Below are 26,796 nucleotides of genomic sequence, written 5' to 3'. Positions count from 1 at the left end.
CCGACCTCCAAAAAAAGAACTTCCACAGTCCCAGTACACGGGTTGGAAGTTCTTTTGGTTATACTTTTTAACCTAACAAGTCCTCAATTGAATTCGACAACGACCGTAAGGGATTACCAACCGTTTGCCCCGTCTCCAGCTCCACTTGTAACGCAGCATCAACCATAGACAACTGTGCTACAGCCAGCCCTCTGCTTGGATCAGCCTCCCTTAGCTCATACAGCGAACGAACCAGCAGTTCCTTATACTCGTCTTCACGTCCCTGCATAATCAATTCAAAAGCGTCCTCCACCACCTTGACCTCTATCCAAGAAGAGATATCCGGTTTGCCTAACAGAGCAGCCGTATGATAAAGACGCTTCATCGTTCCCTCTACAGTAGCCGGATTCGTGAATACCAAGGTCCGTGGCAGCAAATCATCGCATATCTCATGAAAAAAGGGCTCATCCAGCGCAATTACTGGTGTAGACAGGGGCAATTGAGCCTTTTCTGCCAAAACAATATAATTCGTGCACGTTATCAAAATAACGTCTATGTCGCTTTGAGCAATCCATCTCAGTTGCTCTTCTACCTTGCGACTGGCATCGTCCGCAGAAAAATGCGGGTCTGACGAGATCCGGCGCATAAGCCCAGGGTCCACAAAATGTATCAGCTCCACCTCATAAGAAGCCAAAGCTCGTTCCACATAGGCTATGTTCGAGTGATGTGCATGCAGGCAGCCCACACGTTGCTTCAAGCCTTCCATCGTCCAACCTCCTGTTATAAGTTTGCATCATTTTAACAGGAAGAGGACGATTAGGAAAGCATGCCAATCAGGCCTTACTCCAAACGCACTTTTTTAAAACTTGCCGTTTGTATTTTTCCACTCTGTTTTAGCTGGAACCTCCTGAACTACGTCCCAATGTTCCGCTACCTTGCCGTTCTCTACCCGGAACAGATCATAGACAGCGGCTGAAGTTCCCTTAGGCGATGTCAACTCACTCACAACCAGCACGAAGTTGCCTTCTCCGATGACCATGTGAACCTGATCATATCCAAAAGAAGCTCCTTGGCTTCCCGCTGCGGAAAATGCTTGCTTCAATTTGGATACACCGTCACCAAAAAGAGGGTTATGCTGAATGTACTGATCACCATTATAATAACTTTCCAATGCAGCACGATTTTTGCCAACTAGGACATCATCCACAAACTTGCGGATTAGCGCTTTGTTGGTCTCCGTTTGGTTGAAATCCGCGATTTGTGTTGCTCCATCAATCATGGTGTGTCCGCTTGGATTGGCTGGAGCCGAGTCTTGCACGTTGTCCCAATGCTCAACAATTTTACCATTGCTATCGAAGCGGAAAATATCAAAAGCAATGCTTGTTTTCCCTGCGATGGACTTTTTATAATGTACTGCTACAACATTGCCATCCTGAATAACCCGCTGGATTTCAACAAGCACATTGGCTCCCTTTGATTGGCTAATCCCTTGCAAAAAGGCATCTCTCCCGCTAGCAAAGCTCGGATTATGCTGAATGTACTGATCCTTGCTGATCCAAGCTTCAGCTGCTTTCGTATCGCCCGTTTCAAAGCTCTTCAGAATCTCTACAACCTTATCCTTATTGTTCACCCCGATTTGCAAGGTCTGACTGGCCGGGTCCCAAATCACTTGCTTGCCCCACGCTTCTTTGACGACATCAACCGGTACATAGGTTACCCCTTGCTTGGTCAAGATGGTCGAGGTGGACAGTGGCACTTTAATCCCGTTGATTTGCGCTTCCGGACTGCCAGACACCAGTACAACCGTCGCCTGATCATATCGGATGGTCGTGCTTTGTCGCGCCGTATTGAATGTAATATGCTTGGCATCCAACGGAATTCCCAAACTGGAGGCCAATTGTCTCAGGGGAATTAAGACCTGCTTATTTCTCACGATAGGTGCAATTTTGTAAGCCTCCTTCTTGCCATCTACCCAAACCTGAATACCCGTATCAGGTTTTACCTCGGCCGCTAAAGCCGGTACAGCAGAAGACAGAACAAGCAAACCAGCGAGTGCAGCAGTAACCGTATGTTTTTTCATGAATGTAAGCCCCTCTCAACCTGTAAAATAGAATATGAATACAATTCCTTTTTATGTAACTAATAAAGTTACACCTAATCACGAAAAAGCAATTTTTCCCCGCATACCTAACTTTAAACCCCATTTAAATCTTTTGAAACCTCAATACCCCCCCTTTCAAAATTTATATTTGTACTGCTACAATGCAAGCCACAAGCCTTAGAATAAAGGATATGGGGAGCAATAACAATGTGTGATAACTTGCTAATGCCGAAACTCAAAAAAGCGGCTCCTATCGGCAAGCGAATGAACGCTTTTTGAATAGTAAGCCGCTGTTAACCCCACTGCTATTGTTATACGGATAACGTTCTCCGAAACTTGATAAAGCTGCCGATTCGCCAGATCGAGATATACACCAACGCCATCGTAATTGCCAGCATGCTAATTTCGGACGTACCCAAACTACTAAGGTACTGGGTCAAAACAACGCGAATCAGGATAATAGCGATAATAATATATTTAAAATATTGGTTCGGCTTGGGATAAATCAGACCGTCAGACCGTCTTTCATACGCTGTATGCAGCAAAATAACATAGCCAAACAGAGCCCCTAATAGCCCGGCAGCCAGCAGTTCCCAAAAGGCGGGGGGCGCGTACGTTTGACCGGGAATATGCATTAATTGGTACACAGACATCATCATAAGCGGGAATGCGATAAACAAGGGGAGCAGAATCCGGATTCCGTTTCCTTTTACCGGTCCCCTTCGTCTCTTGGTTCTTAACCAGATCATCAGCCCCACCAGAACAGCCACCAATGCATATATAAATATCGTCGTCATGGTGAAACTCCTTCCTCATAGATCCTATAGATACGCTAGCCTAAATCGACAGTTTTTTCTCCAGCAGATAAGCGCTCAAGCGGATTAATACATACGCAGCAACCCAACTGATCAACACCGCAATTGGGAAATGCCAGGTAAAAGAAAACCACTGTCCTGTCTGAGCATGATCAAACTGCTCATAAAGCCCATGATCGCCCGACCAATAAAAGACACTCCCGCCACCCATCAAAAGAATCCACAGTATCGGGCTAAGCGGCCGCAAGGTACTGTATTTGGTACTGGCAGTCAGAAGGCCCAGCGCAATAACAAAAGGTGTGAAAGCGATAATCATCACAAACCAGTTCAATCCAGCTACAATAAAGGACGCTGCATCCGCGAGCGTATAAGGCTGTATCGTTGATGAGATGAACAATGCGTACAGAGAACCCACCACAAACAGGAACAATATCACGACAATGGTTTGTAGAATTGCCGCAATCCATTTGGCGCTAATCAGCCACATGCGCGGATAGGGAAGGGTCAGCCACCATCCGTAGGTGTCATTTTCCCATTCTCTCCTCAAACTTCCCACACCCATGAAAATGATCATGTATGGCAAGCCCAGGGTCACATACCACAGCCTTGTCAATTCGAGTTGGTTATGAAGCGCGAAGTACAAGGAAATAGCGAACGCCGCAATGAGAAATAGTGAGAAATACACAAGTCTCCACGATCTCGGCAGTCGATTGCGGCTCTGTTTTCTCCAGCTTCCTTTATTTCGAAATTCATGGCGTATTAAATCTTTGAACAGCCCTGATGAATTCACGCCTTCCACTCCTTTTTGTACAAATTGCAGAACACCTGATTCAGCGAGCCATGCTCTGCACGCAGATCATCCGAATCACCAGACCATAGGATCCGTCCGCGGCCCATCATGACCGTGTAGTCAAACAAGCCTTCCACTTCCTGAATATCATGCGTGCTAATGAGTATAGATTGCTGCCGACCCTCCAAATAATCAATAATCCCGGCCACAATCGCCTCTCTGGAGAGGACATCAATACCTGCGAACGGTTCATCCAGAATCATGAGTGGAACCTCACGTGCCAAACATAAAATCAGTAGCACACGCGCCTCCTGTCCGCGACTCAACCCGGCCATTTTCAGCTCCAACTCCACGTCCATATGATCAGCAAGTTTATAGGCATCTTTTATATTGAAGCCAGGCAAAAAGGACTTCCCCCATTCCAGCGTCTGCTGAACTGTATGATTAGGGTACCAGCGTGCCCGGTCAGGAAGATAGGATATATCCCGGTTGGTTTCCCAACCAGGCTGTCGGCCCAACACCTGAAGCTCGCCCCCATCTGGCTGAATCAATCCAGTGATCGCTCGAAAGAAGCTGGACTTCCCACAGCCATTGGGTCCAAGCACGCCTACTATGCGTCCTGCCGGAATGACAACATCCAATTGATCCAACGCTTTTTTACTGCCATATTGCTTCACCAGATGATTCGCAACCACAACAGACTCCGTCATGCCTTATCGCCTCCTTCCTTCTCATTTCCGTCCTGTTTGCTTCGTATATACTGCTGAACATCTCCCCAGGATAGTCCCAGGCTGCTCATCTGTCCGAGAAACTGATCTATATACGTCATAGCCAGTTGTTCCCGAAAGCTGGCAATCCGCTCACTGGATGACGTAACATAAGTGCCTAGACCACGCCGTTTCTCAGTCAATCCGTCCCGCTCCAGCTCCTGATACGCTCGCATCACAGTATTCGGATTCATGCGTAATTCCTGCGCCAGATCACGAACAGACGGCATTTTGCTTCCCATTTCGATCTCCCCTTTAGCAATGGAGCTTCGTACTTGATTTAATATTTGTTCATATAATGGCTGGCTAAAATCAATTAAAAATCGGAACGAGCCAACCCGTTGCTCTTCCATGGGTGTTTCCCCCTAATCGGCTGCATCTATCGTGCCTGTAGTGTATTATATCACTTAATACACATAATACAAGTACTCTATTAGCTAAAATGTCAGTTAGTCACGCTCTCCAAATTCATTCAGTAAATGCTCAGCTTACACTCAGATAGCATTCAAGTTGATCCCTTATGATGTACCACGTACCAAACACCCCATTACTGAAAGGTGGAAAATGAAGATGAAGAGCACCAAAAAAGCAATTTTAGCTGGAACGATGGCGTTAGCATTTTTAGGAGACGGAGCACTGTACTCCACAAGCGCAGCTCATGCTGCTTCCACTACACCTGAGAAGGCTCCCCTTGCAGACAAAGCACAGGCACCTAAGGGTAACCCAGGCGATGCTAACGGCCCTAAAATCGCAGGAGGAAACTATGCTGAGAACAAAGCTCTCCTGAAATTATTAAAATTATCCTCCAGTCAATTGGATACACAGCTGAAAGCAGGTAAATCCCTTGCTACAATCGCCAAAGCACAAGGCGTAAGTGTAAATTCTGTTATTGATGTGATGGTTTCGAATATGAAAGCGAAACTGGCTACGGAAAAACAAAACGGCAAGATTACGGCAACTGAATATAACCAACGCGTCTCTAATCTAAAACAAATGATGACAGACATGGTGAATGGCGTGAAACCATCCAAGCCACCAGTAGATGGCGGTAAAGCGGATGCAGGTAAAACTCCTGCTCAAGGAGATGCCAAGGCTCCTGCTAAAACCAATACAGCTAAAGCCTCTACTAAGCAGAAATAGCTACAGCTCCCGTTTGGGCACATCCACTCATGTATAATAAATCTCCGTCCGGCTTCCCTGTACGGATAGAGACGACAATAAGCCTGTCCCCTGCTGCGATACAACATAAGGAGATAGGCTTATTTATCATGTAAATAAGATAATATGGTAGACTAACATGATCCAGAATTCATTTTTCACTCTAATCCATAAAAAGGAGAACGTAATGAAAATAAATCAACAGGAATTTGATGTGCAAGGAATGCGCTATACGATCAGATCAGCCATGATTCAAGATGCGAAGAATTTGTCTGAAATCCGTTTGCTGATTGATGGAGAAACTGAAAATTTAGATAGAGAGAAGGGAGAAGCATTTATAAGTACATCCGGTTTTGAACAGCTCATCGAAACGGATACAGAGAATAACAGAAACCTATTTTTAGTTGCAGTAGTTCATGATAAAATCGTCGGATTTTCAAGATGTGAGGGCCATGTTCTGAGCAGATTCTCTCATAAAGTTGAATTCGGCGTATGTGTACTAAAGGATTTTTGGAGTTACGGGATCGGGACGAATCTTTTAAAAAAATCTATTTCCTGGGCTGAATCCAATGGCATCAAGAAAATGACTCTACAAGTTTTGGAAACGAATGATAAAGCCATTGAGCTTTATAAAAAACATGGTTTTGAAATCGAAGGGTTATTAAAAAACGATAAGGTTCTTTCAGATGGCAAATACTACAACACCATTATCATGGGGAGATTTCATAAATAAAAAAAGACCCTGTTCAACAGGATCCTTCATCTTCGTATCAATCACTTACTCTAGTAGCGATAATCATCATAAGGATTGCGATTACGATACTGATCACGCGGCTGCTGAGCTGCGGTAATCATCAAAAATATGCCTGAGAGCAAATGCATCAACCAGCCCACAATCGGAATCCATCCAATAACCGAGGTCACGATCCCTAAAATAGATCCATAATAAGACTCTCTATTCGTCACCGATAGTACCAACGTAACAATGTGGAAAATCAGCATAAAGAACAATATAGTATACGCGGAATTTACGACGAGTAGCCCGCCCAAAACGGGAATAGCTAAAAATAGCTCCAATCCGCCTGTAATCCATTTTAATGTTTTTGATGGTGTCATTGTTCCACTCTCCCGATGCTGTTTCATTCCATAATTATATCCTATCCCTATACAGGATGACATACATTTTTTAACATACTATATGCTTATATCGTGACAGTCCCATCCCTTTCTCGAATGAGCTAAGCCCTGGCTACATATATGTGAGAGAGAACGAAATTCCGTGATTTCTAAAGGGGTGAACACGATGGGATATTATATTGAGGTGGGACGCGGCGTGAAGCTGTATGTCGAGGATATTGGAGAAGGCATCCCTGTTCTGATGGTGCACGGCTGGCCGCTGGATCACCGAATGTACGAATACCAGGCCGCCTTGCTGCCTGCTTACGGGTATCGCTGTATTCAGATCGACCTTAGGGGGTTCGGCAAGTCTGATCGACCATGGCATGGATACAATTATGATCGATTGGCAGACGATCTGCTGGCTGTGATGCAGGCACTTCAGTTAAATCAGGTACGGCTGATCGGGTTTTCCATGGGGGGAGCTGTGGTTACACGCTACATGAGCAGACACCGGGGATTTGGTGTCAATCAGTTGATCCTGATCGGAGCAGCTACGCCTCGATTCACCCCAACCAGCGACTTTCCTTATGGTACTCCTGTCACAGAGGTAGATAAACTCATCAAACAAGCCTATACAGATCGTCCACAACTGGTAACTTCTTTTGGCGAAATGTTGTTTGCCAATCCCGTCAGCCAGAGCTTGCGCGACTGGTTACGTGACCAGGGCTTTGCGGCAACAGTTCATAGCATGGCTTGTACTTTGTACTCACTACGTGACTCTGATTTGCGCCCTGATTTGCCATGTATACACGTGCCCACCTGGATTCTACACGGCAAGCTGGATCGGGTCTGTCCTTTCCCCCTGGCTGTCCAAACTCAAAAAGGAATTGCCGGATCAAGACTTATTCCTTTCGAACGAAGCGGCCACGGTGTGTTTTACGAAGCGCTACCCGAATTTAACTCTATCTTACTGAGCATACTAGCCCCATCCTCCGCACATAATTGAAAACCTGTTCATCCTTATGTATAATTTATATTTATAAAAAACAAAAAAGACGCCTCAGCGCCGTTAATGGCTATGGGGCATCTTTCACTACAAACATTTATCCGCTTAGGATTGTTTGGTATGGTTGAAGCTCGTATTATTTAAAACAGCCAGCTTTTTCTCGCCCTTCACCATGGCAGAACCGCAAATGGGGCATGTCGGCTCGACAGAAAAAGCGAAGTTATCTCGCATCCAGCCGTTACATGTATCGCTGGCGCAATTCCAGACAGTTGTAATTTCCTCAGGAATCTCATCCATTGGCTTTTTCCGTGAATTGTACATAAACATCCCTCTTTCTTCATGATTTATAAAGCGATAAGATGTAATCAGTTCAAAAACGGTCTTATGAACAGATAAAAACAAATGCCCCAAACGCTATGTTCGGGGCATCTGAAGTAGGCTGTAATTTAAAATTACAGTTTTACAACGTTCTCAGCTTGTGGTCCACGGTTTCCTTCAACTACGTTGAATTCTACGCGTTGGCCTTCGTCCAAAGATTTGAAACCTTCGCCTTGGATTGCGGAGAAATGTACGAATACGTCGCTTCCACCTTCAACCTCGATGAAACCGAAACCTTTTTCTGCGTTAAACCATTTAACTGTACCTGTTTGCATGGAATTACCTCCAAAATGTATTTATATGACCTTTATTTTTTACAAATAAAAATTCACATATTGCACAAGGTTATTTCAACCTAAAACAATAGCCCTCTACAATATGCGAATCTCAGGTCACAATCTCAATATACTCATATTACCATAAGTGTATTGAAAACGCAAGCACTGGTGAATTTAATTTATGCAGAGTGCTTATGTTCTCTATTGCTGCTTCAAAGCTGTGTTCATTCGGCGGGAGCGAGTCATTAACGCCTACTTAAAACATTATATCCGCAGTTGCTACCTATTATACCAGCTATCAAGAAATAAATATACAAAACATTGCGCAGGAGACGAACTTCTTAATAAAAGCCCATCTCCTGCGTTTATTTGCTTATTTTGAACTACAATTCTGCCAGTGCTTTAATTTCCTCTGCTGTCAGCGCTTTGTTATACAATTGAACTTCATCCAGGCTGCCATTGAAGTAAGCATCGGCGGCAAAGCGGCTTTTGCCGAGATAAGCCTCGCTCGTCAGCAACTCATTGGGATTAAAGGTAATACCGTCATTAACAGCTACTTCCTCACCATTTACATACAATTTCCCTGTATTCCCTTCCAGTGTAACCGCTACATGTGTCCACTGGTTTAGCGGTAATGATGATTTGGAAAGCAAGCTTTGATCCGTACCTTCATGGATTGTAAACTGGAGTACACCGCTACCTTGGGAAGGGGTAAGAAACATATGCCGGGCTTGGCCGTTGCCGAAGTCAAAAATCCGTTGCCAAGCTGCACCGCCCTTCCAGTTCACCCAAGCGGAAAAGGTAAAATCCTTCGCATCTGTTACTGTATTTGGTAGTTGCACGTAACCATCCTTACCGTTTAGGACAAGCGCACCGCCAAGCTTCCCGTCTTTATCCCATGCAGCACCACCATAGGTCTTACCATCAAATTGATTGTATGTGCTGTCGACAACCGTAGTTCCTTGATCTTCACTCCACGAATAGCGTGCGAGCTGAGGACCTTGGGCCTGCCCGGGAACAATGGCTGTAAAGCTTTTCTTAGCGGTGGCTTTGTCCTTTTTAATGGTCGCCGTCAATGTAACTGTTACAGGCTGAGAACCGGCTTCTGGACGGTATACATCACCTGTCACAGAAATATTCTCCGGGTGGGTGGACTCCCATGAAATAGTGGTATCTTGTGCTGCTTGAGTAGGTAGCGTCAGATTATAAAGAACATTGCTCGTATCGCCCAGACTAAGGTCCTTCTGCACAGCAGTTACAATCTTGCTGGCCTTCAGGTCAGGCTTTAGCGAACCCCATACCGCAACACCCTTGGAGGATAATGCGGTAAAAGCAAGCGTCTTGGCACCTGTGTCTGGATCACGGTGCCGCAGGAATACACCTTTGTACTTCGTGCCCTCTGCTGTAATTTCCAACTGATTGTCTGCCCCCAACTTCCATGTACCGTTCATTCCACCAGACAGTTTGCCACCGCGATCCAGATTGACGATAACAGCTTGCTTAATATTTGCCGAAATATCCTTCCCATGATTTACATACGAGTATTGACCGAGGACATCCTTATCTGACAGCCTTTTCAGTGAATCCTCATCTCCCGAATAACGATAAGGAGCAACCACAGGCCAACCGTCAGCGTTCATGAACATTTCATGTACCCGCACTTCAAACTGTTCGCCTCTCCCAGGGAAACGTGAATGAAAAATGACAAAATGCTTTTTCGTCTTGGGATCATAATAAGCCGAGTTGTGTCCGGGCGACACATAGCCTGCACCCAGTCCTGTACCCGGATCACCAATTTCTCTTGGAATCAGGTAATTACCTATCAGTTTGACACCGTATGGTTCAATGGAAGCGTCATCAAAAAGTGGTTTGTCCGGATTCGCCTTGACCTTGATCATATCGTTGCCTTCAGCATCGTAGAAAGGACCATCCGGTGTTTTGGACCGAGCCACCCGTAGGTTGTATCCGCCATCCGCTGACAATCCACCATACGATAGGAACAAGTAATAGTAGTCCGTTTGCGGACTGTATTGTATGTACGGCCCTTCCATACGAGCATGGTTGCCGCCTGTCAGCTTTTTCCCGTAGCCTTGACCTGGGAGCGGCTTCCCTGTTTTTTCATCCATCTGCATAATGAAGATGCCTCCTGAGTAGGAGCCATATACCATCCACAGCTTGCCGTTCTTATCGTAAAAGGTGTCCGGGTCCACGGCGTTCGGATGCTTGGTTGCGTCATAGATCGCCCCATCCTCACTCGGTTGGTCCCACATACCGGATTTTAGAAAAATCCCTTTATTCTTATACGGCCCTTCAATTTTATCAGCAACTGCTAGGCCCATTGCTGAACGCGGGGAATCACCTTTACAAGCGTTATAATACATATAGAACTTGCCATCTGCCAGTTGAATGACATCAGCTGCCCACAGCGTGTCTGTCTGCGCCCAATCCAGTGCTTCCTTTAATTCTTCTTTAACGTTGGGAATTAATGCATTACCATTCGCCACTCCTGTAGCAATCGTATCCCAATTCATGAGGTCTTTGGACTTGGCAGCCGCAAGATGGGAGCCAAAAATGTAAAATGTGTCTTTCACTTTTAGGATGGATGGATCATGTACGGAAGTCTCCTTGAAGGAAACGGCCTTTTTACTTTGGATTGAAAGGTTCCCCATATCTTGAGCCTGAAGGGAAGTTTGACCCACACTTTGAGCCTCAACTGTATCTAAATTGAGTGTTTGCTCGGCGCCTACCAAAGAAGCAGGCAACAACAGCGCACCTGCGAGTGAAGCTGCCGTTACTTTACGAACAAATAAATGCTTCATAAATTAATCTCCTCTCGTTTTGAACATCCCTGATAACATAAAACAATTTTGGGAAAGCGGTCAGGATTATGTTTGTATTAACTTCTTCGCCCTCGAATTTAAAGTTACTTATCCCTCCTGTCCAATTTAAAGCGCTTTCAATAGATTTGAAAAATAAAAGCACCTTCTGTTAAGAAGGCCTATTCAAACCTGACGGTTAACCGTACCTCTATATTATTCAATGGATATGGAAAATTCAATATGTAATTTTATATTTTTATAAATTATTCACTGTATTATTAATTATAATAAATGTATTGCTTTAATTCCTAGTTTAAAGTTATAATTTGACAAGTAAAATTCTATATGTTACCTGCCGATATATTTAAAAACAACTGTTTTATGATGATTATAATACAAATATTTACATTTTATGAGGAGGTGAAAATATATGCAATGGTATTTAAACGGATTAAAAAACTATGTAGGATTCCAAGGTAGAGCAAGACGTACCGAATATTGGATGTTTGTTCTATTTAGCGTAATTGCCAGCTTTATAGTCGGTCTGATCGATGGTCTTGTGGGCTTAACTCCGATATTGACGTACATTTACTCTCTGGCAGTCTTGCTGCCATCCTTGGCCGTTCTGGCCCGTAGACTGCATGATACAGGCAGAAGCGGATGGTGGATTCTAATCGCTCTGATTCCTCTTGTAGGGTCAATTATTTTGATTGTATTCGCATGCCAAGACAGTCAGCCTAACGACAATAAATATGGAAAAAACCCTAAATTGTAATGGTTGTAGTTGTCTAAAAACCTCCTTCACTTTTGTGAAGGAGGTTTTTTTCATATCCGGCAGAATTCAAAGGGTAAAATTACTTCCATTATTCACATCCGTGAATTTTTTTAGCTTTACCTGTTTACATTCTCCTCTTTTAGTTTATTTTAAACGAGTATTAAGCTGGCACTAAGATTGGGTGTGTATGATGTATATTAGAATCTGGTAACTACATAAGCCGGATCGGCTAAAGGCATAAACATTACTCCCGTTGGATATCCATATAAGGCTCCACTCTGTCAGAAATTGAATGAAACACAAAGGAGATTTTACACTTATGAATCGAAAACGAATGTTGGTCATCTGTACACTGTTGCTGGCGTTGTCTATTGGGCAATCTTCTACTTGGGGAAGTCGGGCTAATGCTGCTACACTGGCTCCAGAGAGAGCCCCTCAGGTACAGGATAATGAAGCTTCCAAGGATGATGAACTGTTGAAAACATTGGGCGCATCCTCGGATGAGCAATTATATGAAGCGTTGTATAACGGTCAAACCTTGGCAGATATTGCACACACCAATAATCAGGATGCACAGGCTGTCGTTGATTTACAAGTAGCTCAGTTAACGGAGCAGTTGGATCAACGACTGGCTAATAAGAGCATTACGCCTGAGCAATATCAAGCTCATAAAGCAGAATTGACACAAGTCGTTGCTAAAAGTGTGTTCGGGCTGTAAGTCAGTGACGTACGTGGCCAGCTATACGCCGTATTTCATGACACCCTCAGAGGTGCTTATTAATTCATGTCAAAAAGGCGCTCCCCCGACGGGATGGCGCCTTTTTGCTGTCTATATTTTGTTGTAAATTACACTTGGTATACTCGGATCAAGTTAGTGGTGCCCGCCTCAGCGACTGGAACACCCGCCGACAGGACTACAGTGTCACCTTTATGGATATATCCTGCATTCAGAGCGTTACGGATGGAGGATTCGAACATTTCATCCGTTGTAGCTACTTTATCCCCTTTGATCGGGAACACACCGGATAACAGGCAAATTTTAGCGAATACCGTATTATTCGGAGTAACCGCAATAATAGGCGCCTTCGGACGATATTTGGATACCATACGTGCCGTGAATCCACTGGCAGTCGAGGTAATAATCGCTTTGGCATCCAGCTCCAGAGACGAACTTACCGCACCCTGACTAATCACTTCGGTAATGTTGGTGCTCTGACGTGCTCTGCGCTTATCGAACTGCTCCTGATAATCCAATTGTGATTCTGCACTGGCAGCTACCGCAGCCATGGTCCGTACAGACTCGACAGGATATTTGCCTGCAGCAGATTCACCTGACAGCATAACAACATCGGCTCCTTGCATAACGGCATTAAACACGTCACTAACTTCAGCTCTCGTCGGACGCGGGTTCACCTGCATGGATTCCAGCATGTGGGTAGCTACGATAACGGGCTTGCCGACCAGATTACACTTGTCGATCATTTCTTTTTGCATCACAGGCACATCTTGAATCGGCACCTCGACGCCCAGATCGCCACGGGCTACCATAATGCCATCGGAAGCTTCGATAATATCATCCAGGTTTTCCATGCCTTCAGCATTTTCAATTTTGGAATAAATTTGGACATGCTCCGCATGATGGCCCTTCAAAATCTCACGGATTTCGCGGATATCGTCGCCTTTACGCACAAAAGAAGCCGCAATAAGCTCAACGCGCTGCTCCACCCCAAATTGGATGTGTCTCACATCTCGCTCCGTCACGCCTGGAAGGGTTGTATGAATCCCTGGCAGGTTTACACCTTTTCTCGGCTTCAAAATACCGCCGCTTACAATATTACAAATCATTTCCGTACCTTCGATGGAGGTTACAGTCAGATCAACCAAACCGTCGTCAATGAGAATGCGGTCGCCTGGTTTGATGTCCTTCGGCATATCCGGGTAATTCACTGAAATACGATGCTCGTCCCCTAGAATCTCTTCTGTGGTCAGAATGAGCTGGCTACCTGGCTTCAGCAGACAAGATGCCTCTCTCAGCTTGCCAATCCGTATTTCCGGTCCTTTAATATCCATCATGACAGGGATAAAGGTATTCATTTCCTTCGCAGCCTGACGCACATTTTCGATACGTTTAACGTGATCTTCCAGCTCACCGTGAGCCATATTCAAGCGGGCTACAGTCATACCAGCCTGGATCATTTCTTTTAACAAATGAATGGAGTCACAGGCAGGTCCCATAGTACAAATAATTTTCGTTTTAAGCATAGTAATGTCATCCTCCTGAATGTCTTTACTGTATGGTTTTCTATTCCACTTTGCTTCTCTATCTACATTAAACTTATATGGCTCTATTCTACCTGTACCCGTGCACCAAGACTATGAACTATAGTATGATGAATGTACTACAGTATAATGAATGTTGAAGACATCGGGGAGTGAGTTTCGTGATTACATTGGTAGATATACGGCAGGACAACGGAGTGGACTGGTATGAAAAGGCTAGTGCAAATAGCGACAACGATGACTTACTGTTCATTTTGGTCACCTTTGGCAAATGTGTATATTGGGTGAACGATTGCAAATTCATTCTCGGTAAAGGTGAAACACTGCTTTTACCCAGTCATCTGGATTACTATGGCAAGAGCATTCCTACGCTTTTTCATACCAAGTATGTGATACATTGCCGCAAAACATGTACGAACAGCACACTTCCCATCCTGAATACTGACAAGCCGTTGTTGATCAAGCCCGGATGCTACGACATGCTGCATGAACGGATCAAATCGATGTACTATCAATGGACTGAACACCCAAGCTACTACACCATGATGGCTGACTGTCTGCTGACCGAGGCCATGATATATATGAATCAGGAATGGGACAAAGGCGCCATTTCTTGCGATCGAGAGCGACATGTGGAACATATGAAACAGTATATCCAGAACCATTACCGGGAAAAGGTAACCAAGGAGGAGCTTGGCGACGCCATCCGTAAAACCCCCAATTATGCCGCGACGCTGCTGCGTGAGGTAACACGCCAAACGATCAGCGAGCATGTACATACGCAACGTATTAAAACCGCCATCTACATGCTGACCGAGTCCCGGCTAACGATTCGTGAAATTTCGGAGTATGTGGGATACAGTGATGTGTCCTATTTCCATCGAATCTTCAAACGGTTAACAGGCTGCTCGCCGTCCGAATTTCTGGATGAACGTTCCTCCATCGTTTAGAACTACAGAAATAGGATTATGGGAAGATGATACGAAGCAATTTTGAATTTGAAACTAGGGTGTGTACGCAAACTGTGAAGCCGTCCTCTGGGTTGCCCGTACCGGCGCTTCATGGCAATATTTACCCGATTATAATGGCCCATGGTCTTCAGCCTACAGCTTTTTCTGGCGTTCGTGGTTGATGCACTGGGGAATCGGCTCCGCTTTGAGTTGACACCGGGACAGGCAGATGATTCGGTAATGGATTCCGAGCAAGCAAGACCGGAGGAGAAAGCGGGCGTATGACCAGGATACGTATAAAGAACGGCCAATTGATCGACTGCTTTTTTATAAAAAGAAAAATTATCAGAACTATAACACCTGATTAAGCTTGCTTTCGGGTTCTTCACCGTTTTTTACATGTTTTATATTATTCACAAAGAAATCATATCTTTTTTTATGCAACTTGACGCCATCTGGCATGCCGGCAGTATGGGGAGTAAGTATGACATTACTCAGATTCCTTAGTTCACTGTCAATTGAAAGCGGTTCAGATTCAAACACATCCAAGCATGCTCCTGAAATTTCTTTATCTTTTAAAGCAGCTATTAAGTCATTTTCATTGACAATCCCACCGCGAGCCGTATTGATAAAAAGTGCGGTATTCTTCATCTTTTTGAATACTCCTTTATCAATCAGTTGTTTGGTTTGCGGATTCAGTGACGTATGTACAGTGACTATATCTGATACGCTTACAAGATTATCGAAATCCGTCATTTTTACAAAGCTGTCAGGTTGTACAACGGCATGTCTAGCATTAACCAGCACATTCATATCAAAAACCCTGCAAAACTCAGCTACTTTTTTACCGACAGCACCAAAGCCGATAATTCCTATCGTTTTACCTTTTAATTCACTTCCTGTATAATCCAACTGTTTTTCATCTATTCTGGTTTTCATGAATCTATCAAGGTAGGGTATGTTTTTATAATAAGACAACATCAGCGCCATTACATGCTCGGCCACTGCCTGCGCATTCACTCCTGCAGCATTAGCTACCCAAATACCTAGTTGCGTACAGGCATCAATATCTACATTATCATACCCTGCACCCGTCTGTACCAGTTTCAATTTTTTTGCCATGGAAAGTAAGTCGCGATCCACTTTGATATGTTCAGGTATGATTACCTGACAGTCTCCAATATGATGCAGCATTTCTTTTCCCGGCGGCACAATTACAATGTCCCAGTCATTAGGAAAATATTTTTTAATATTTGATTTTGAAATTTGTGTAAAATAGCCTACTATAAGAATTTTCATTGTCAAGCCACCTCCAATTTCTTTATTTTTACAATAATATGTTTATTGATATTTGTAAAATTGATCGTTTATATAAATTCTACATAGACTGAATTTTTGAATTACATTCGTATTCCCAAGCGATCAATGACCTCAAACGATTTGTCATTGACGCGTTTCATGAAGGCTGCGACATTGATTCGAATATGATAAAACTTCTTGTAAAATACGTTGTGAACGACATCGCTCTTTAGCCACTTCCATAAACCTTCAATCAGGTCAAGGTCAGGCGAGTACTTCGGCAGAAAAACAAATTGTAATCGGTGATGCTGCTTCAAGAAATCTTGCACTTGGGCTGCATGATGAATGCGGCCGTTATCCAGAATCATCCACAATATCGACCTAATTAGATTGATTAGAGCCTATACGCAAACCTATTTGAGCCACATCCTTATCGAAATCAACGCCAAAAAAAGCCTTGAACATGCTCGCTGTCTTGTCATAGCGGGTTGCCCAGCGCCGATACTGTTTCACTCGATTAAAAAAGCTTTCGATTAAATGCCGTTCTTTATACGTATCCTTGTCGTATTGAATGACGGTTATAACCCCTCCGATAAGAACAGTTAGACCTAAGACAACAACACTTGTTCTTAGTCGCTTGTTCACACGCACACACCTCCCTTCCCAAAAGATGTATTACGTATTTTAGAAAATATTAGTAGTATAACGAGTTCATAAAAAACATAATAATCGTGGTTAAGTACCATTACCTGATATTCTCCAAAACCGGAGCTTTAATTTGAAAATCCCTATTTTCATCTGTATATCTTCCATAAACGGCAAAAACCTCTTTTTCAACAGCAATTGATTCTATGGGTTTCGCATTTTTGATAACTTCATTATATTCTTCAGGCGTCAAACCGCTCAATAATGAATTCGAATTAGCAATTGAAGAATATGGTGGGAAGTCCATTTCATTGAGATGCTCTGAAACCATTGCGTTATGAGCCGACTGCTGGCCAAAGCCAAATTACGTATCCGGATACGTAATGATAAAGTCTATAAAAAACGGTCTCCCCACCTGGAAGCTTCTCTAGCATCCCTTTTCAACAAGGGCCTAGAGCGCTCCAAAGTAGGGCGACCGTTATAGTTCATTTATATGCGAATCTGTGCTTATTCCGAAATCATATTAAGTTGAAGAACCCGCTGTTTTGACCTCTTCCAGCATTTTATCGTTATAGCCAAACATCCAGGTCAGGACAAAGGCTACAACCATAGCAGCCAAGTTCGCCAAAATGTAAAGCGGAAGCTGATGGTTCATGTAGAGCAACGTGCCTGGAATGACTGTAACTGCCATACCTGTAGCCGCCAAATGGAAGAGTGAAGCGATAAAACCGCCAACCGCACCACCGATAAGCCCCATGACAAAAGGCTTCATGTATCTCAGGTTGACCCCGAAAATAGCCGGTTCCGTAATCCCCAGAAAAGCAGACAACGAGGAAGGAAGTGCTAACGCTTTTAGCTTGCTATTCTTCGTTTTCAGTCCAACCGCCAGACAGGCAGCACCTTGAGCAGCCATAGCGCAGGTAATGATGGCGTTAAAGGCGTTCGCGCCGTTCTTTTCAAGCAGTTGAATCTCCAAGAAATTAAAGATATGATGCACACCTGTCACAACGATAATCTGATGCAAGAAACCGATGACAATCCCTGCAATACCGAAAGGCAAATCCAGCACAAACGTTGTTCCGTGCAGCACCCATTCTTCGAGTGAATGGAAAATCGGGCCGATTGCAAACAATCCCAAAGTGATCATGATCAACAGTGTTAAAAACGGTGTAAGAATCAGATCTAGCGCTTCAGGCACCCGTTTGCGCAGCGCCCGCTCCAGCTTGGCTCCGATCAAGCCCACGAAGAAAGCTGGCAATACCGAGCCTTGATAGCCCACCACAGGAATGAATCCGAACATCGTCAACGGGTGGGCTGAACCGTCCGCAACACTATAAGCGTTGGGCAAGGCTGGATTTACCAGCATCAGACCGAGAACGATACCCAGCACTGGACTACCACCGAATACTCTAAAGGCTGACCATGCGACTAACGCTGGCAGAAAAGCAAAGGCCGTATCTGTTAATACTTGTGTGTACAATAGAAAATTGGGTGAAATGTCCTGTGGCGTCATGCCAAGTAGAGCGAGAATTTGCGGCTGAGTGAGCAAGCCACGTAGCCCCATGAACAGCCCTGTAGCGACCAGCACAGGAATAATCGGTACAAACACATCACCAAAGGTACGGATGGAGCGCTGGAAGACGTTCCCTTCCTTTTTCGCCTGACTCTTCACCTCTTCTTTAGATGAACCAGTCACGCCAAGCTTTTCGACCTCTTCGAAAATTCGATTTACCGTACCTGTACCAAAAATAATCTGATATTGCCCGGAATTGAAGAAAGCACCCTTGACCTTGTCGATCTCCTCAACTTTTTTCTGATCAATTTTCTCCTTGTCATGCACCATAATCCGCAAGCGCGTCGCGCAATGAGCAAAAGATGCAATATTTTCTTGCCCACCGATTGCCTGGATCACTTCTTTAGCTATTTCTCTGTTCTCCGCCATGATGTTCATCCTCTCGTTGATTCCGTTATGTTTGATGATTAACGATCCACTTGATGTTTTAGCCTACTCATGTAAAATCCCATTTCACCGCCTGGAAGAGAGCCTCTCCCTTGTCGGCAAAAAAGCGTATTTCGTCACTCTCTGGATGCGGAAAAATACGACTGGTGAACACCTCTTCCCCATCATTGACGAAAATCTCAACCGAAGACGTATCTACAAACAAATGAAGTTTGATATGATCTTTATCCCATGAACACTGCCGTATCTCACCATACGAAGTGGCTACAGGCTCACCTGATTGCGAACGATCCAATACAAGTTTGCGACTGATGGCATCATATTTAATTACCGTTTTCTCAGTCTCACTCGCACGGAATTCAATACCAAACATCTTAGCGCTTAAAAGATCTACCTCACAGATCAGCTCATAGGCCGTACCTGTAAATCCTTCATAGGTTTTGCTCTCTGAGAATAACGTGTCAGCTACCCGATCCTCACGATTTCTGCGTAGCGTAGTCAGCTCAGGAATTGGCCGCTGCAAGAGTTTGCCCTCATGAAGCGTAAGCTCCCTTGGTAATGTCAGACAATGAGCCCATCCGTTCGGATCTGTGGGATAGTCGATATCCGGCAGACCCATCCATGCCACCATAATACGCCGCCCCTGCGGGTCAATCATCGTCTGTGGCGCATAGAAGTCAAAGCCTCTGTCGAGCTCGTGGAATGCGCCGTGCTCCAGTATTTTTGTACCGGTATCTAACGGCTTGCCGATTACGTAGCCCGATTGATAAATATTGTGATTTTCATCCCCGGAAGGCTCCAAGCCCTGAGGAGAAAAGATCAAGACACCTGCTTCGTTCAGTTCAAAATAATCCGGACATTCCCACATGTAGCCAAACGACTCCAGCCCTGTGCACAATTCTCCCTCAAACTCCCATGAATGAAGGTCGGTTGATCGGTAGAGGACGGCGCAGCCTGTTAAATTCGTTCTTTGGGCACCAATCACACAGTAAAAGCTATCGCCGTCTTTCCATAGCTTGGGATCACGAAAATGGTCTGTATACCCTTCTGGCACATTGGAAATAACGGGGTGCTCCCATTTAGTAATGCGACCGTTCTCGTCCATAACAGCCATGCATTGATAAGGATGTCTGATCCAATCTTCATCTCGTGCATTTCCCGTATACAGCATATATAATTTGCCCTCATGCTCCAGTGCGCTGCCTGAGTAAGCCCCATGTGAATCAAAATAATCCCCAGGTGCAATGCCAATGCCCGCACTATTCCATGTGGCCAAATCTCTGGATTTCAAATGATACCAGTATTTCATCCCATGATCCGTTCCGAGTGGAAACCACTGATAAAATAAGTGGTATTCACCTTGGTAATACGAAAAGCCATTGGGGTCATTGAGCAAACCTGTCGGTGGCTGGATATGAAACCCCTGCCGCCAGTGACATCGCTCCACTTTCTCCTCCAAGCTGGCTATTTCACCGGGCTCTGCCTGCTCGATCACTCGATACTTTTGTTCTCTTGTCATTTTCATAGTTGTACCTCATTTTTATTAAAACTTCGCCTCAGGAACCGGTTCCAAATTAGTGAAAAAATATTCCTTCGGAACCGGTTCCCATACGATTAAAAAAATGCTCATCCATGGATTTGCAACCGATTCCATTTATGTCCGCATACTATGGAACCGGTTTCGAAGAAATTATAATCCACTTGTTCAGCGTTTGTCAACGCTTTCTCTTTCGATAAGGGAATAATTCATGACCGTCACTTTTTCTACCGATTTATGTTCTACCAGCCGCATAATATTTTGCGCTGCTACACGTCCAGCATCCATATACGGATATTGAACGGTTGTCAGCGCAGGGTGAATGACCTCCGTAATATCGTATCCCCCAAAGCCAGTTACCGACAAATCCGACGGAATGACAATCCCTCTGGAATAAGCCGCATTGATTACGCCCAGCGCAATATTATCCGTAGCACACACCATTAACGTTGGCTTGAAATTGTCCAAAATAGCGGATGCAGCAATTCGTGCATCGGACATTTTAAATCCGGTCTCATAGTATCTGATATCATACCCTGCTGCTTGCATCGCATCGTCCGTACGAGACTCAGTAGGCAATGCATCGCGTACAGCCTGCCTAAAGCCCTCCTTGCGCTGCACACCGACGGCAACATCCTTTTCAGTAACACCAACGTAGGCAATTTCGCGGTGTCCCTGAGACAAAACGTACGTGCCAATATCATATCCTGCACGATAGTCATCATGGATAAGGCTATGAAGCTGCTCGTGCTGCTGGCCCACCAGCAACACTGGAATACCGATGTCACGAATTGCGGTCAGATGGTCGTCTGTAATTTGAGCAGCCAGCAAAATGATACCCGAAATCTTTTGTCGGCCCAGCTCATAAATGGCTTCGATTTCACGCTGTACATCCTGGCTCGTATTGGAGATCAGCATCTGATAATGCTGAGAACGCAGTTCCTCATCAATCCCCATCAGCGTATGGGATGTCGCAAAAGAATCCAGACGCGGCACAACGGTGCCGATAATGTTGGTCCGCTTCGCCTTAAGACTCTGGGCAAAGGCATTGGGCACATAGCCCGTGGCTTTAACCACTTTTTCAATTTTTCGTTTCGTATCCACGCTGACAGACCCGCCGTTCAAAAAACGGGATACCGTGCTCTTGGATACACCAGCCATTTGGGCTATATCTGCAATCGTCTTATTCATGAAGTCCCCCGGAGATTTTTCGTATTCACAAGCTTCCAAAACGTCTCTATTCACATAACCCTATAATACCATATGGCGGGATTGGATTGCTGTGGCTCCAGACCCATCATGCACAAAACGCCGTCCCTTAGTGAAGAAGGAAACGGCGTCTCATGATGAATGTAATTTTAAAAATCAAAGTTATCCGGATCTGGACCTACCCGAAGATCGGCATTTAACGCCTGAATTCGATCCATATCCTCGCGCGTCAGTTCGAAGTCAAAAATATCGGCATTTTCGACGATCCGATGCGCCTTGGTAGACTTGGGAATGGTGACAACTCCCTGCTGCACATCCCAGCGTAAAATCACTTGCGCCACCGATTTACCATACTTGGTCGCTATGTCTTGCAGTACCGGATGATCCAGCAATTGGCCTTGCATTAACGGGGACCAGGCTTCCATTTGAATGTCGTTCTTTTGACAGAATTGCAACAGCTCGGTTTGGGTTAATTGTGGATGGAACTCCACCTGATTGATCATTGGCTTGATTCCAGCATCTTTCATGAGATCTTCCAAATGATGAATCTGGAAGTTGCTGACTCCAATTGCCTTAATCCGTCCTTCTTTATACAAGGATTCCAACGCTCTCCAAGCTTCTTTATACTTTCCCTGAACTGGCCAATGAATCAGATATAGATCCAGGTATTCCAGACCCAGCTTATCCAGACTGGCTTCATAAGCTGCTCGTGTCTCTTCATAGCCTAAATCTGCATTCCACACTTTGGACGTGACGAACAGTTCTTCTCTGGACAGATTATTTTCCTGAAGGGCTTCCTGAATAGCCTGCCCTACACTGCTTTCATTCGCATAGATTGCAGCTGTATCTATACTGCGGTAGCCATGCTTTACAGCAGCCTTTATAGCATCGACCAGCTCCGAACCTTCCTCCACTTTAAATACCCCGATGCCAAACCAAGGCATACGAACTCCGTTGTTTAACAATGTTGTGCTTTGTAAGTTTTGTGTCATTTTGTATCTTCCTCTCTATTTTTTAAAAGCTTTAACCTGTAATGGTGGTTGTATCCCTTTTTTCGAGCATACGACTCCAGCCTGTGAGCAGAACCGCAACGAAAACCATAATGCTCCCGATCCAGGCTGTATGAATGAGACCGAGTGAATCCGTTACAATCCCGCCTACATAAGCTCCGATGGCTATCCCTGCGTTGAAAGCAGCAATATTAACAGCAGAGGCAACATCGACAGCTTTGGGTGCAAACCGTTCGGCTAACATGACTACATATACCTGTAACCCGGGCACGTTCATAAACGCAAGCAATCCCATAAAGAAGATCGTAATCAGTCCTGCCGTTTTAAAAGGTGCCGTGAACAACAGGAGAAAAAGGATCACTGCTTGAATCAGAAACATGTAAAACAAAGCTGAAAGCGGCTTACGGTTTGCTGCTTTTCCGCCAATGACATTCCCGATGGCAATCGCAATTCCATACAGCAAAAGAATAAACGTTACCGTACTTTGCTGAAATCCGGTTATGTCGTGGAGTAATGGAGATAAATAAGTAAACACCACAAATGTGCCTCCATACCCCAAAGCTGTAATGATAAATGCAAGTAGCAAGCGACCATTGGTAACCAGTTTGACCTGCTCGCGGAAAGGAGTCTTGTTCCCTTTGCGCAGTGTAGATGGCAGCAGAATCAGATTGGCGATGAGTGCCACTACACCGACGACCACAATCGCCATAAATGCAGCCCGCCAACCCCATTGCTGCCCAATATAGGTACCCAAAGGTACACCTGTGACTGTGGCTACGGTCAACCCGGAGAACATAATGGAAATCGCACTCGCTCGACGATCATCCGGCACAAGATCGGCCGCGATGGTGGAACCGATGGACATGAACACCCCATGGGCGAACGCCGAGATCACACGTGCAATCAGCAGCAAGGCAATTCCACTAGAGACCGCAGCAAGGCTGTTACCTGCAATAAATATAATCATGATCCACAGCAGCAACGTTTTACGGGGAACACTTGATGTTAATGAGGTCAAGACAGGTGCCCCGATGGTAACTCCTAATGCATACAGCGTTACAGTTAGTGCGGACATCGTTACAGATATGTGCAAGTCTTCAGCAATGAGGGGAAGCAGTCCCACGCTGATGAACTCAGTTGTCCCAATCGCAAAGGCGCTTACGGCTAGAGCCAGTAATGGCCATATACTTCCTTTTGATTCTGGCGACATGTTTTTCCCTCCTATCTATAGAAATCTTCAACCAACAGATGTTATTATGAGTTATTCAAGCAATTATGAACAGTACGTACTTTTTAGTGATATAGGTACCAAAAAGTACCCTAAATAAAGTTCTTTTTGATTAAAACAGGCTGTTAAGGTATGTATAACAGAAAGCGATACACATGGAGGGATCGGCATTGGGGAAGAAAAAATACAATATCTCTGTTGAGGCGACGTTAGAGGTGATCGGGGGGAAATGGAAATGCGTGATTTTGTGTCATTTGACACATGGAAAGATGCGGACAAGCGAATTAAAACGGATGATGCCTTCCATAACACAAAAAATGCTGACTCAGCAGCTTCGTGAATTAGAGGAAGACGGCATTGTCAATCGGATTAGCTATAATCAGGTTCCACCCAAAGTGGAGTACGAGCTTAGTGAATATGGATGTAGTCTGAAAAGCATTTTAGATTCTCTTTGTGCCTGGGGAGAAAGACATATCATCAAAGAATATGGGGATAAATCTGCGGTTTTGGAAGATAACATTCTGAATAAGCTGTAAAGCCAAAAAGAGCGCCTGCAATACATCAGCAGGCGCTTCCTCTCTCTGAATTCCAAGGGTTACCAATTCGATTTCATTTTATTTTGTGAAATCAATGACCATGCGCCCTTGGATTTTGCCATGCTCCATCTCCTCGAAGATCTCATTAATGTCTTCGAGCGGACGTTTTTGTACAAGAGGGACGACTTTACCTTCTGCAGCGAACTGGAACGCTTCTTTAAGGTCTTCACGAGTGCCGACCAAGGAGCCAATAACTTGAATGCCGTCCAGAACCAGACGAGGAATGTCCAGATCCATCTTATCAGTTGGAAGACCTACAGCTACAACACGCGCGCCAGCTTTTACAACGTCGATGGCCTGGTTGAAAGGTGTTTTGGCAACAGCAGTAACTACGGTTGCATCCAGACCAGAACCGTTTGTTAACTCCTTGGCTCGGGCGACCGGATCTTCTTTCATACTGTTAACGGTATAGTCAGCACCAATTTGTTTGGCCAGTTCTAGTTTTTCATCACTGATATCAAAGGCTACAACTTTAGCATTGAATACATTTTTGGCATATTGCACCGCCAGGTTACCCAAGCCGCCAATGCCGAAGATACCGATCCATTGGCCTGGTTTGATTTCACTTACTTTAACTGCTTTATATGTTGTAACCCCTGCACAAGTTACACTACTTGCAGCGGCAGGATCAAGACTATCTGGTACCTTGACCGCGTAGTCAGCTGTGACAATACATTGCTCTGCCATTGCACCGTCTACCGTATATCCGGCATTTTTAACTTCACGACACAGCGTTTCCCGCCCAGTTAGGCAATATTCACAATGACCGCAGCTTTCGAACATCCAGGCAATACTTACGCGATCACCAATTTTAAGACTGGTTACTCCTTCACCTAATTCAATGACTTTTCCAATACCTTCATGCCCTAGAACTCTGCCTGTGACATCACCGAAATCTGCATTTTTCACATGTAAATCTGTGTGGCAAACTCCGCAGTATTCAACTTGGACTAACGCTTCTCCATGCTTCAAGGAACGCAAAGGTCTCTCTTCTATACTGACTTTCTTGTCTTTTGTAACAATTGCTGCTTTCATGTAGATCTCTCCTTTAAATAGATATGGAATTATTTTGTAATGTACACTCATTATTATAGTAATTTTTGCCCAAAAAGGACAAATATAAATCTAACTTAAAACTATTTAATCCAAAAACGCTTCTTTCTAAGTCCTTGGACCCTTGTAGGAACTTTGTACAATAATTTACAATGTAAAAAGTTTCACATATTCTATTTTGGAAGAAGGATAAAGAAACATGAAAAAAAACTGGAAAGGTTGCCTGTTCAGCATATTTGCCATTATCTTGGCTGTATCGGTAACAGGATGCAATTCACAGCCCGCCATTTCTAGTACCACTAGCACTTCATCCTCATCAGTTAACAACGCTCATGCAGTTGTTCAGAAAGGCCCACACTGGTCCTATGAAGGAGATCAGGGACCGGAACATTGGGGAGAGCTGGAAAAAGATTTTGTTGCTTGTGGTAACGGCCACGAACAATCTCCTGTCAATATAGAGCATACCCATCTGGAAGCATCGCAAACACAGCAACCGCTGCAAGTTCATTACACTAAAACGAAAGCATCCATTTTGAATAATGGGCACACTGTGCAAATCAATGTTGCCGATGCCAGCAATAACATCATGCTGGACGGTACTAAATTCACTTTAAAGCAGTTTCACTTTCACCACCCGAGCGAACATCAAATTGATGGTAAAAATGCTGAAATGGAGCTTCATTTTGTCCATCAAAGCGACAACGGAAGCACAGCTGTCTTAGGGGTCCTTATCCAAAGTGGCAAAGAAAACAAGGCTTTCAACCGCATTTGGTCCAAACTGCCGAAGGATATTTCCCAAGAAGCGGCTCTGGATGAAGAAATAAATCTCGCTGCGCTGCTGCCAAAAGACCTGCACTCCGTTCGCTACAACGGATCGCTGACTACCCCGCCATGCACAGAACATGTAAATTGGACAGTGCTGGAGCAGCCTATTGAATTGTCCGCAGACCAAATCAACCAGTTTGCTGCCATTTTCCCCGACAATCATCGTCCTGTACAACAACTGGGGACCCGGGAACTGACTGCCGATAAATAATAAAATAA

The 26,796-nt window shown here is 44.6% G+C and carries 28 protein-coding genes and 1 pseudogene; 8 read left to right on the top strand and 21 right to left on the bottom strand.

All coding sequences use genetic code 11. The annotated features are described in order from the left end of the window. Positions 1–67: 67 nt before the first annotated feature. The 6 genes from NSQ57_RS01530 to NSQ57_RS01505 form a co-directional block, all read right to left on the bottom strand. Positions 68–745, bottom strand: a complete 678-nt coding sequence (locus NSQ57_RS01530; RefSeq protein WP_029516850.1) for a hypothetical protein — start codon at positions 743–745, stop codon at positions 68–70. A gap of 93 nt (positions 746–838) precedes the next feature. Beyond that, entirely contained in the window at positions 839–2,059 is a 1,221-nt protein-coding gene (locus NSQ57_RS01525; protein ID WP_029516851.1) for a nuclear transport factor 2 family protein, read from the bottom strand. 332 nt (positions 2,060–2,391) lie between these two features. Continuing rightward, positions 2,392–2,877: a CcdC protein domain-containing protein gene (locus NSQ57_RS01520; RefSeq protein WP_342425536.1), complete on the bottom strand. Its 486-nt coding sequence runs from the start codon at positions 2,875–2,877 to the stop codon at positions 2,392–2,394. 40 nt (positions 2,878–2,917) lie between these two features. Then, on the bottom strand, positions 2,918–3,685 hold the full coding sequence (locus NSQ57_RS01515) for an ABC-2 transporter permease (protein WP_342425535.1): 768 nt from the start codon (positions 3,683–3,685) through the stop codon (positions 2,918–2,920). Continuing rightward, positions 3,682–4,395, bottom strand: coding sequence for an ABC transporter ATP-binding protein (locus tag NSQ57_RS01510; protein WP_342425534.1), 714 nt, complete (start codon positions 4,393–4,395; stop codon positions 3,682–3,684). Before NSQ57_RS01510 ends, NSQ57_RS01515 begins: the two co-directional genes overlap by 4 nt. Next, complete coding sequence (locus tag NSQ57_RS01505) at positions 4,392–4,805, bottom strand: GntR family transcriptional regulator (protein WP_029516855.1); 414 nt, start codon at positions 4,803–4,805, stop codon at positions 4,392–4,394. The genes NSQ57_RS01510 and NSQ57_RS01505 overlap by 4 nt, the downstream gene beginning before the upstream one ends. Positions 4,806–5,022: 217 nt before the next feature. On the opposite strand from NSQ57_RS01505, the gene NSQ57_RS01500 reads away from it, so the two are divergent. Both NSQ57_RS01500 and NSQ57_RS01495 read left to right on the top strand, forming a co-directional pair. Next, positions 5,023–5,592, top strand: a complete 570-nt coding sequence (locus tag NSQ57_RS01500; RefSeq protein WP_342425533.1) for a hypothetical protein — start codon at positions 5,023–5,025, stop codon at positions 5,590–5,592. A gap of 205 nt (positions 5,593–5,797) precedes the next feature. Beyond that, positions 5,798–6,343, top strand: a complete 546-nt coding sequence (locus NSQ57_RS01495; RefSeq protein ID WP_165149216.1) for a GNAT family N-acetyltransferase — start codon at positions 5,798–5,800, stop codon at positions 6,341–6,343. Between the two features lie 50 nt (positions 6,344–6,393). Here NSQ57_RS01495 and NSQ57_RS01490 read toward each other — a convergent pair whose 3' ends face one another. After that, on the bottom strand, positions 6,394–6,726 hold the full coding sequence (locus tag NSQ57_RS01490) for a hypothetical protein (RefSeq protein ID WP_029516858.1): 333 nt from the start codon (positions 6,724–6,726) through the stop codon (positions 6,394–6,396). Positions 6,727–6,913: 187 nt separating this feature from the next. Here NSQ57_RS01490 and NSQ57_RS01485 point away from each other — a divergent pair, with 187 nt between their 5' ends. After that, complete coding sequence (locus tag NSQ57_RS01485; RefSeq protein ID WP_165149218.1) at positions 6,914–7,735, top strand: alpha/beta hydrolase; 822 nt, start codon at positions 6,914–6,916, stop codon at positions 7,733–7,735. A 105-nt stretch (positions 7,736–7,840) separates the two neighbouring features. Here the strand turns inward: NSQ57_RS01485 and NSQ57_RS01480 are convergent, their stop codons facing one another. From NSQ57_RS01480 to NSQ57_RS01470, 3 genes are all read right to left on the bottom strand, one after another. After that, a complete protein-coding gene (locus NSQ57_RS01480) occupies positions 7,841–8,056 on the bottom strand; it encodes a cold-shock protein (RefSeq protein ID WP_013308357.1) in 216 nt (71 codons plus the stop codon). A gap of 131 nt (positions 8,057–8,187) precedes the next feature. Beyond that, entirely contained in the window at positions 8,188–8,388 is a 201-nt protein-coding gene (locus tag NSQ57_RS01475; protein WP_007428290.1) for a cold-shock protein, read from the bottom strand. Between the two features lie 386 nt (positions 8,389–8,774). Beyond that, complete coding sequence (locus tag NSQ57_RS01470) at positions 8,775–11,210, bottom strand: LamG-like jellyroll fold domain-containing protein (protein WP_029516860.1); 2,436 nt, start codon at positions 11,208–11,210, stop codon at positions 8,775–8,777. 430 nt (positions 11,211–11,640) lie between these two features. On the opposite strand from NSQ57_RS01470, the gene NSQ57_RS01465 reads away from it, so the two are divergent. Continuing rightward, positions 11,641–11,985, top strand: a complete 345-nt coding sequence (locus tag NSQ57_RS01465; RefSeq protein WP_318628183.1) for a DUF805 domain-containing protein — start codon at positions 11,641–11,643, stop codon at positions 11,983–11,985. A 319-nt stretch (positions 11,986–12,304) separates the two neighbouring features. Then, positions 12,305–12,703 carry a hypothetical protein gene (locus NSQ57_RS01460; protein ID WP_029516862.1) on the top strand — a complete coding sequence of 133 codons (399 nt, stop codon included), beginning with the start codon at positions 12,305–12,307 and terminating at the stop codon, positions 12,701–12,703. A 128-nt stretch (positions 12,704–12,831) separates the two neighbouring features. Here the strand turns inward: NSQ57_RS01460 and pyk are convergent, their stop codons facing one another. Beyond that, the gene (gene pyk, locus NSQ57_RS01455; protein ID WP_029516863.1) at positions 12,832–14,247 is read right to left on the bottom strand and encodes a pyruvate kinase; all 1,416 of its coding nucleotides are present in this window, start codon (positions 14,245–14,247) and stop codon (positions 12,832–12,834) included. Positions 14,248–14,426: 179 nt separating this feature from the next. Here pyk and NSQ57_RS01450 point away from each other — a divergent pair, with 179 nt between their 5' ends. Continuing rightward, on the top strand, positions 14,427–15,215 hold the full coding sequence (locus tag NSQ57_RS01450; protein ID WP_029516864.1) for an AraC family transcriptional regulator: 789 nt from the start codon (positions 14,427–14,429) through the stop codon (positions 15,213–15,215). A gap of 351 nt (positions 15,216–15,566) precedes the next feature. On the opposite strand, the gene NSQ57_RS01445 is transcribed toward NSQ57_RS01450, so the two are convergent. The 9 genes and pseudogenes from NSQ57_RS01445 to NSQ57_RS01405 all read right to left on the bottom strand — a co-directional run bounded on the left by NSQ57_RS01445 (position 15,567) and on the right by NSQ57_RS01405 (position 24,085). Next, positions 15,567–16,514 carry an NAD(P)-dependent oxidoreductase gene (locus NSQ57_RS01445; RefSeq protein WP_342425532.1) on the bottom strand — a complete coding sequence of 316 codons (948 nt, stop codon included), beginning with the start codon at positions 16,512–16,514 and terminating at the stop codon, positions 15,567–15,569. A gap of 101 nt (positions 16,515–16,615) precedes the next feature. Continuing rightward, positions 16,616–16,888, bottom strand: a pseudogene (locus NSQ57_RS01440) (transposase); the annotation flags it as partial. 7 nt (positions 16,889–16,895) lie between these two features. Continuing rightward, on the bottom strand, positions 16,896–17,159 hold the full coding sequence (locus NSQ57_RS01435; protein ID WP_342426144.1) for a hypothetical protein: 264 nt from the start codon (positions 17,157–17,159) through the stop codon (positions 16,896–16,898). Between the two features lie 100 nt (positions 17,160–17,259). Further along, the gene (locus NSQ57_RS01430; protein ID WP_342425531.1) at positions 17,260–17,490 is read right to left on the bottom strand and encodes a hypothetical protein; all 231 of its coding nucleotides are present in this window, start codon (positions 17,488–17,490) and stop codon (positions 17,260–17,262) included. A 192-nt stretch (positions 17,491–17,682) separates the two neighbouring features. Further along, positions 17,683–19,101 carry a sucrose-specific PTS transporter subunit IIBC gene (locus tag NSQ57_RS01425; RefSeq protein ID WP_029516869.1) on the bottom strand — a complete coding sequence of 473 codons (1,419 nt, stop codon included), beginning with the start codon at positions 19,099–19,101 and terminating at the stop codon, positions 17,683–17,685. A gap of 67 nt (positions 19,102–19,168) precedes the next feature. Beyond that, positions 19,169–20,644, bottom strand: coding sequence for a sucrose-6-phosphate hydrolase (locus NSQ57_RS01420; RefSeq protein WP_342425530.1), 1,476 nt, complete (start codon positions 20,642–20,644; stop codon positions 19,169–19,171). 180 nt (positions 20,645–20,824) lie between these two features. Further along, positions 20,825–21,847 carry a LacI family DNA-binding transcriptional regulator gene (locus tag NSQ57_RS01415; RefSeq protein WP_165149230.1) on the bottom strand — a complete coding sequence of 341 codons (1,023 nt, stop codon included), beginning with the start codon at positions 21,845–21,847 and terminating at the stop codon, positions 20,825–20,827. Positions 21,848–22,014: 167 nt separating this feature from the next. Then, positions 22,015–22,857, bottom strand: coding sequence for an aldo/keto reductase (locus tag NSQ57_RS01410; protein WP_342425529.1), 843 nt, complete (start codon positions 22,855–22,857; stop codon positions 22,015–22,017). 31 nt (positions 22,858–22,888) lie between these two features. Then, positions 22,889–24,085: an MFS transporter gene (locus NSQ57_RS01405; RefSeq protein WP_029516873.1), complete on the bottom strand. Its 1,197-nt coding sequence runs from the start codon at positions 24,083–24,085 to the stop codon at positions 22,889–22,891. 188 nt (positions 24,086–24,273) lie between these two features. Here NSQ57_RS01405 and NSQ57_RS01400 point away from each other — a divergent pair, with 188 nt between their 5' ends. Further along, positions 24,274–24,639, top strand: coding sequence for a helix-turn-helix domain-containing protein (locus NSQ57_RS01400; RefSeq protein ID WP_013368959.1), 366 nt, complete (start codon positions 24,274–24,276; stop codon positions 24,637–24,639). A 78-nt stretch (positions 24,640–24,717) separates the two neighbouring features. Here NSQ57_RS01400 and adhP read toward each other — a convergent pair whose 3' ends face one another. After that, complete coding sequence (gene adhP, locus NSQ57_RS01395) at positions 24,718–25,734, bottom strand: alcohol dehydrogenase AdhP (protein ID WP_318628177.1); 1,017 nt, start codon at positions 25,732–25,734, stop codon at positions 24,718–24,720. A 217-nt stretch (positions 25,735–25,951) separates the two neighbouring features. Here adhP and NSQ57_RS01390 point away from each other — a divergent pair, with 217 nt between their 5' ends. Then, a complete protein-coding gene (locus NSQ57_RS01390; protein ID WP_069010134.1) occupies positions 25,952–26,788 on the top strand; it encodes a carbonic anhydrase in 837 nt (278 codons plus the stop codon). The last annotated feature ends 8 nt before the right edge of the window (positions 26,789–26,796 follow it).

The sequence above is a fragment of the Paenibacillus sp. FSL L8-0502 genome, from assembly GCF_038593055.1.
In the GTDB taxonomy this organism is placed as follows: Bacteria; Bacillota; Bacilli; order Paenibacillales; family Paenibacillaceae; genus Paenibacillus; species Paenibacillus polymyxa_D.
The sequence above is the reverse complement of the archived record's forward strand: the minus strand, read 5'-3'. Positions and strand labels throughout refer to the sequence as shown.

Excerpts from the sequence above, each read along its gene's own strand:
- NSQ57_RS01530 (WP_029516850.1), bottom strand. The coding sequence starts at position 745 with ATGGAAGGCTTGAAGCAACGTGTGGGCTGCCTGCATGCACATCACTCG.
- NSQ57_RS01525 (WP_029516851.1), bottom strand. The coding sequence starts at position 2,059 with ATGAAAAAACATACGGTTACTGCTGCACTCGCTGGTTTGCTTGTTCTG.
- NSQ57_RS01520 (WP_342425536.1), bottom strand. The coding sequence starts at position 2,877 with ATGACGACGATATTTATATATGCATTGGTGGCTGTTCTGGTGGGGCTG.
- NSQ57_RS01510 (WP_342425534.1), bottom strand. The coding sequence starts at position 4,395 with ATGACGGAGTCTGTTGTGGTTGCGAATCATCTGGTGAAGCAATATGGC.
- NSQ57_RS01505 (WP_029516855.1), bottom strand. The coding sequence starts at position 4,805 with ATGGAAGAGCAACGGGTTGGCTCGTTCCGATTTTTAATTGATTTTAGC.
- NSQ57_RS01500 (WP_342425533.1), top strand. The coding sequence starts at position 5,023 with ATGAAGAGCACCAAAAAAGCAATTTTAGCTGGAACGATGGCGTTAGCA.
- NSQ57_RS01495 (WP_165149216.1), top strand. The coding sequence starts at position 5,798 with ATGAAAATAAATCAACAGGAATTTGATGTGCAAGGAATGCGCTATACG.
- NSQ57_RS01490 (WP_029516858.1), bottom strand. The coding sequence starts at position 6,726 with ATGACACCATCAAAAACATTAAAATGGATTACAGGCGGATTGGAGCTA.
- NSQ57_RS01485 (WP_165149218.1), top strand. The coding sequence starts at position 6,914 with ATGGGATATTATATTGAGGTGGGACGCGGCGTGAAGCTGTATGTCGAG.
- NSQ57_RS01480 (WP_013308357.1), bottom strand. The coding sequence starts at position 8,056 with ATGTACAATTCACGGAAAAAGCCAATGGATGAGATTCCTGAGGAAATT.
- NSQ57_RS01475 (WP_007428290.1), bottom strand. The coding sequence starts at position 8,388 with ATGCAAACAGGTACAGTTAAATGGTTTAACGCAGAAAAAGGTTTCGGT.
- NSQ57_RS01470 (WP_029516860.1), bottom strand. The coding sequence starts at position 11,210 with ATGAAGCATTTATTTGTTCGTAAAGTAACGGCAGCTTCACTCGCAGGT.
- NSQ57_RS01465 (WP_318628183.1), top strand. The coding sequence starts at position 11,641 with ATGCAATGGTATTTAAACGGATTAAAAAACTATGTAGGATTCCAAGGT.
- NSQ57_RS01460 (WP_029516862.1), top strand. The coding sequence starts at position 12,305 with ATGAATCGAAAACGAATGTTGGTCATCTGTACACTGTTGCTGGCGTTG.
- pyk (WP_029516863.1), bottom strand. The coding sequence starts at position 14,247 with ATGCTTAAAACGAAAATTATTTGTACTATGGGACCTGCCTGTGACTCC.
- NSQ57_RS01445 (WP_342425532.1), bottom strand. The coding sequence starts at position 16,514 with ATGAAAATTCTTATAGTAGGCTATTTTACACAAATTTCAAAATCAAAT.
- NSQ57_RS01430 (WP_342425531.1), bottom strand. The coding sequence starts at position 17,490 with ATGGTTTCAGAGCATCTCAATGAAATGGACTTCCCACCATATTCTTCA.
- NSQ57_RS01425 (WP_029516869.1), bottom strand. The coding sequence starts at position 19,101 with ATGGCGGAGAACAGAGAAATAGCTAAAGAAGTGATCCAGGCAATCGGT.
- NSQ57_RS01420 (WP_342425530.1), bottom strand. The coding sequence starts at position 20,644 with ATGAAAATGACAAGAGAACAAAAGTATCGAGTGATCGAGCAGGCAGAG.
- NSQ57_RS01415 (WP_165149230.1), bottom strand. The coding sequence starts at position 21,847 with ATGAATAAGACGATTGCAGATATAGCCCAAATGGCTGGTGTATCCAAG.
- NSQ57_RS01410 (WP_342425529.1), bottom strand. The coding sequence starts at position 22,857 with ATGACACAAAACTTACAAAGCACAACATTGTTAAACAACGGAGTTCGT.
- NSQ57_RS01405 (WP_029516873.1), bottom strand. The coding sequence starts at position 24,085 with ATGTCGCCAGAATCAAAAGGAAGTATATGGCCATTACTGGCTCTAGCC.
- adhP (WP_318628177.1), bottom strand. The coding sequence starts at position 25,734 with ATGAAAGCAGCAATTGTTACAAAAGACAAGAAAGTCAGTATAGAAGAG.
- NSQ57_RS01390 (WP_069010134.1), top strand. The coding sequence starts at position 25,952 with ATGAAAAAAAACTGGAAAGGTTGCCTGTTCAGCATATTTGCCATTATC.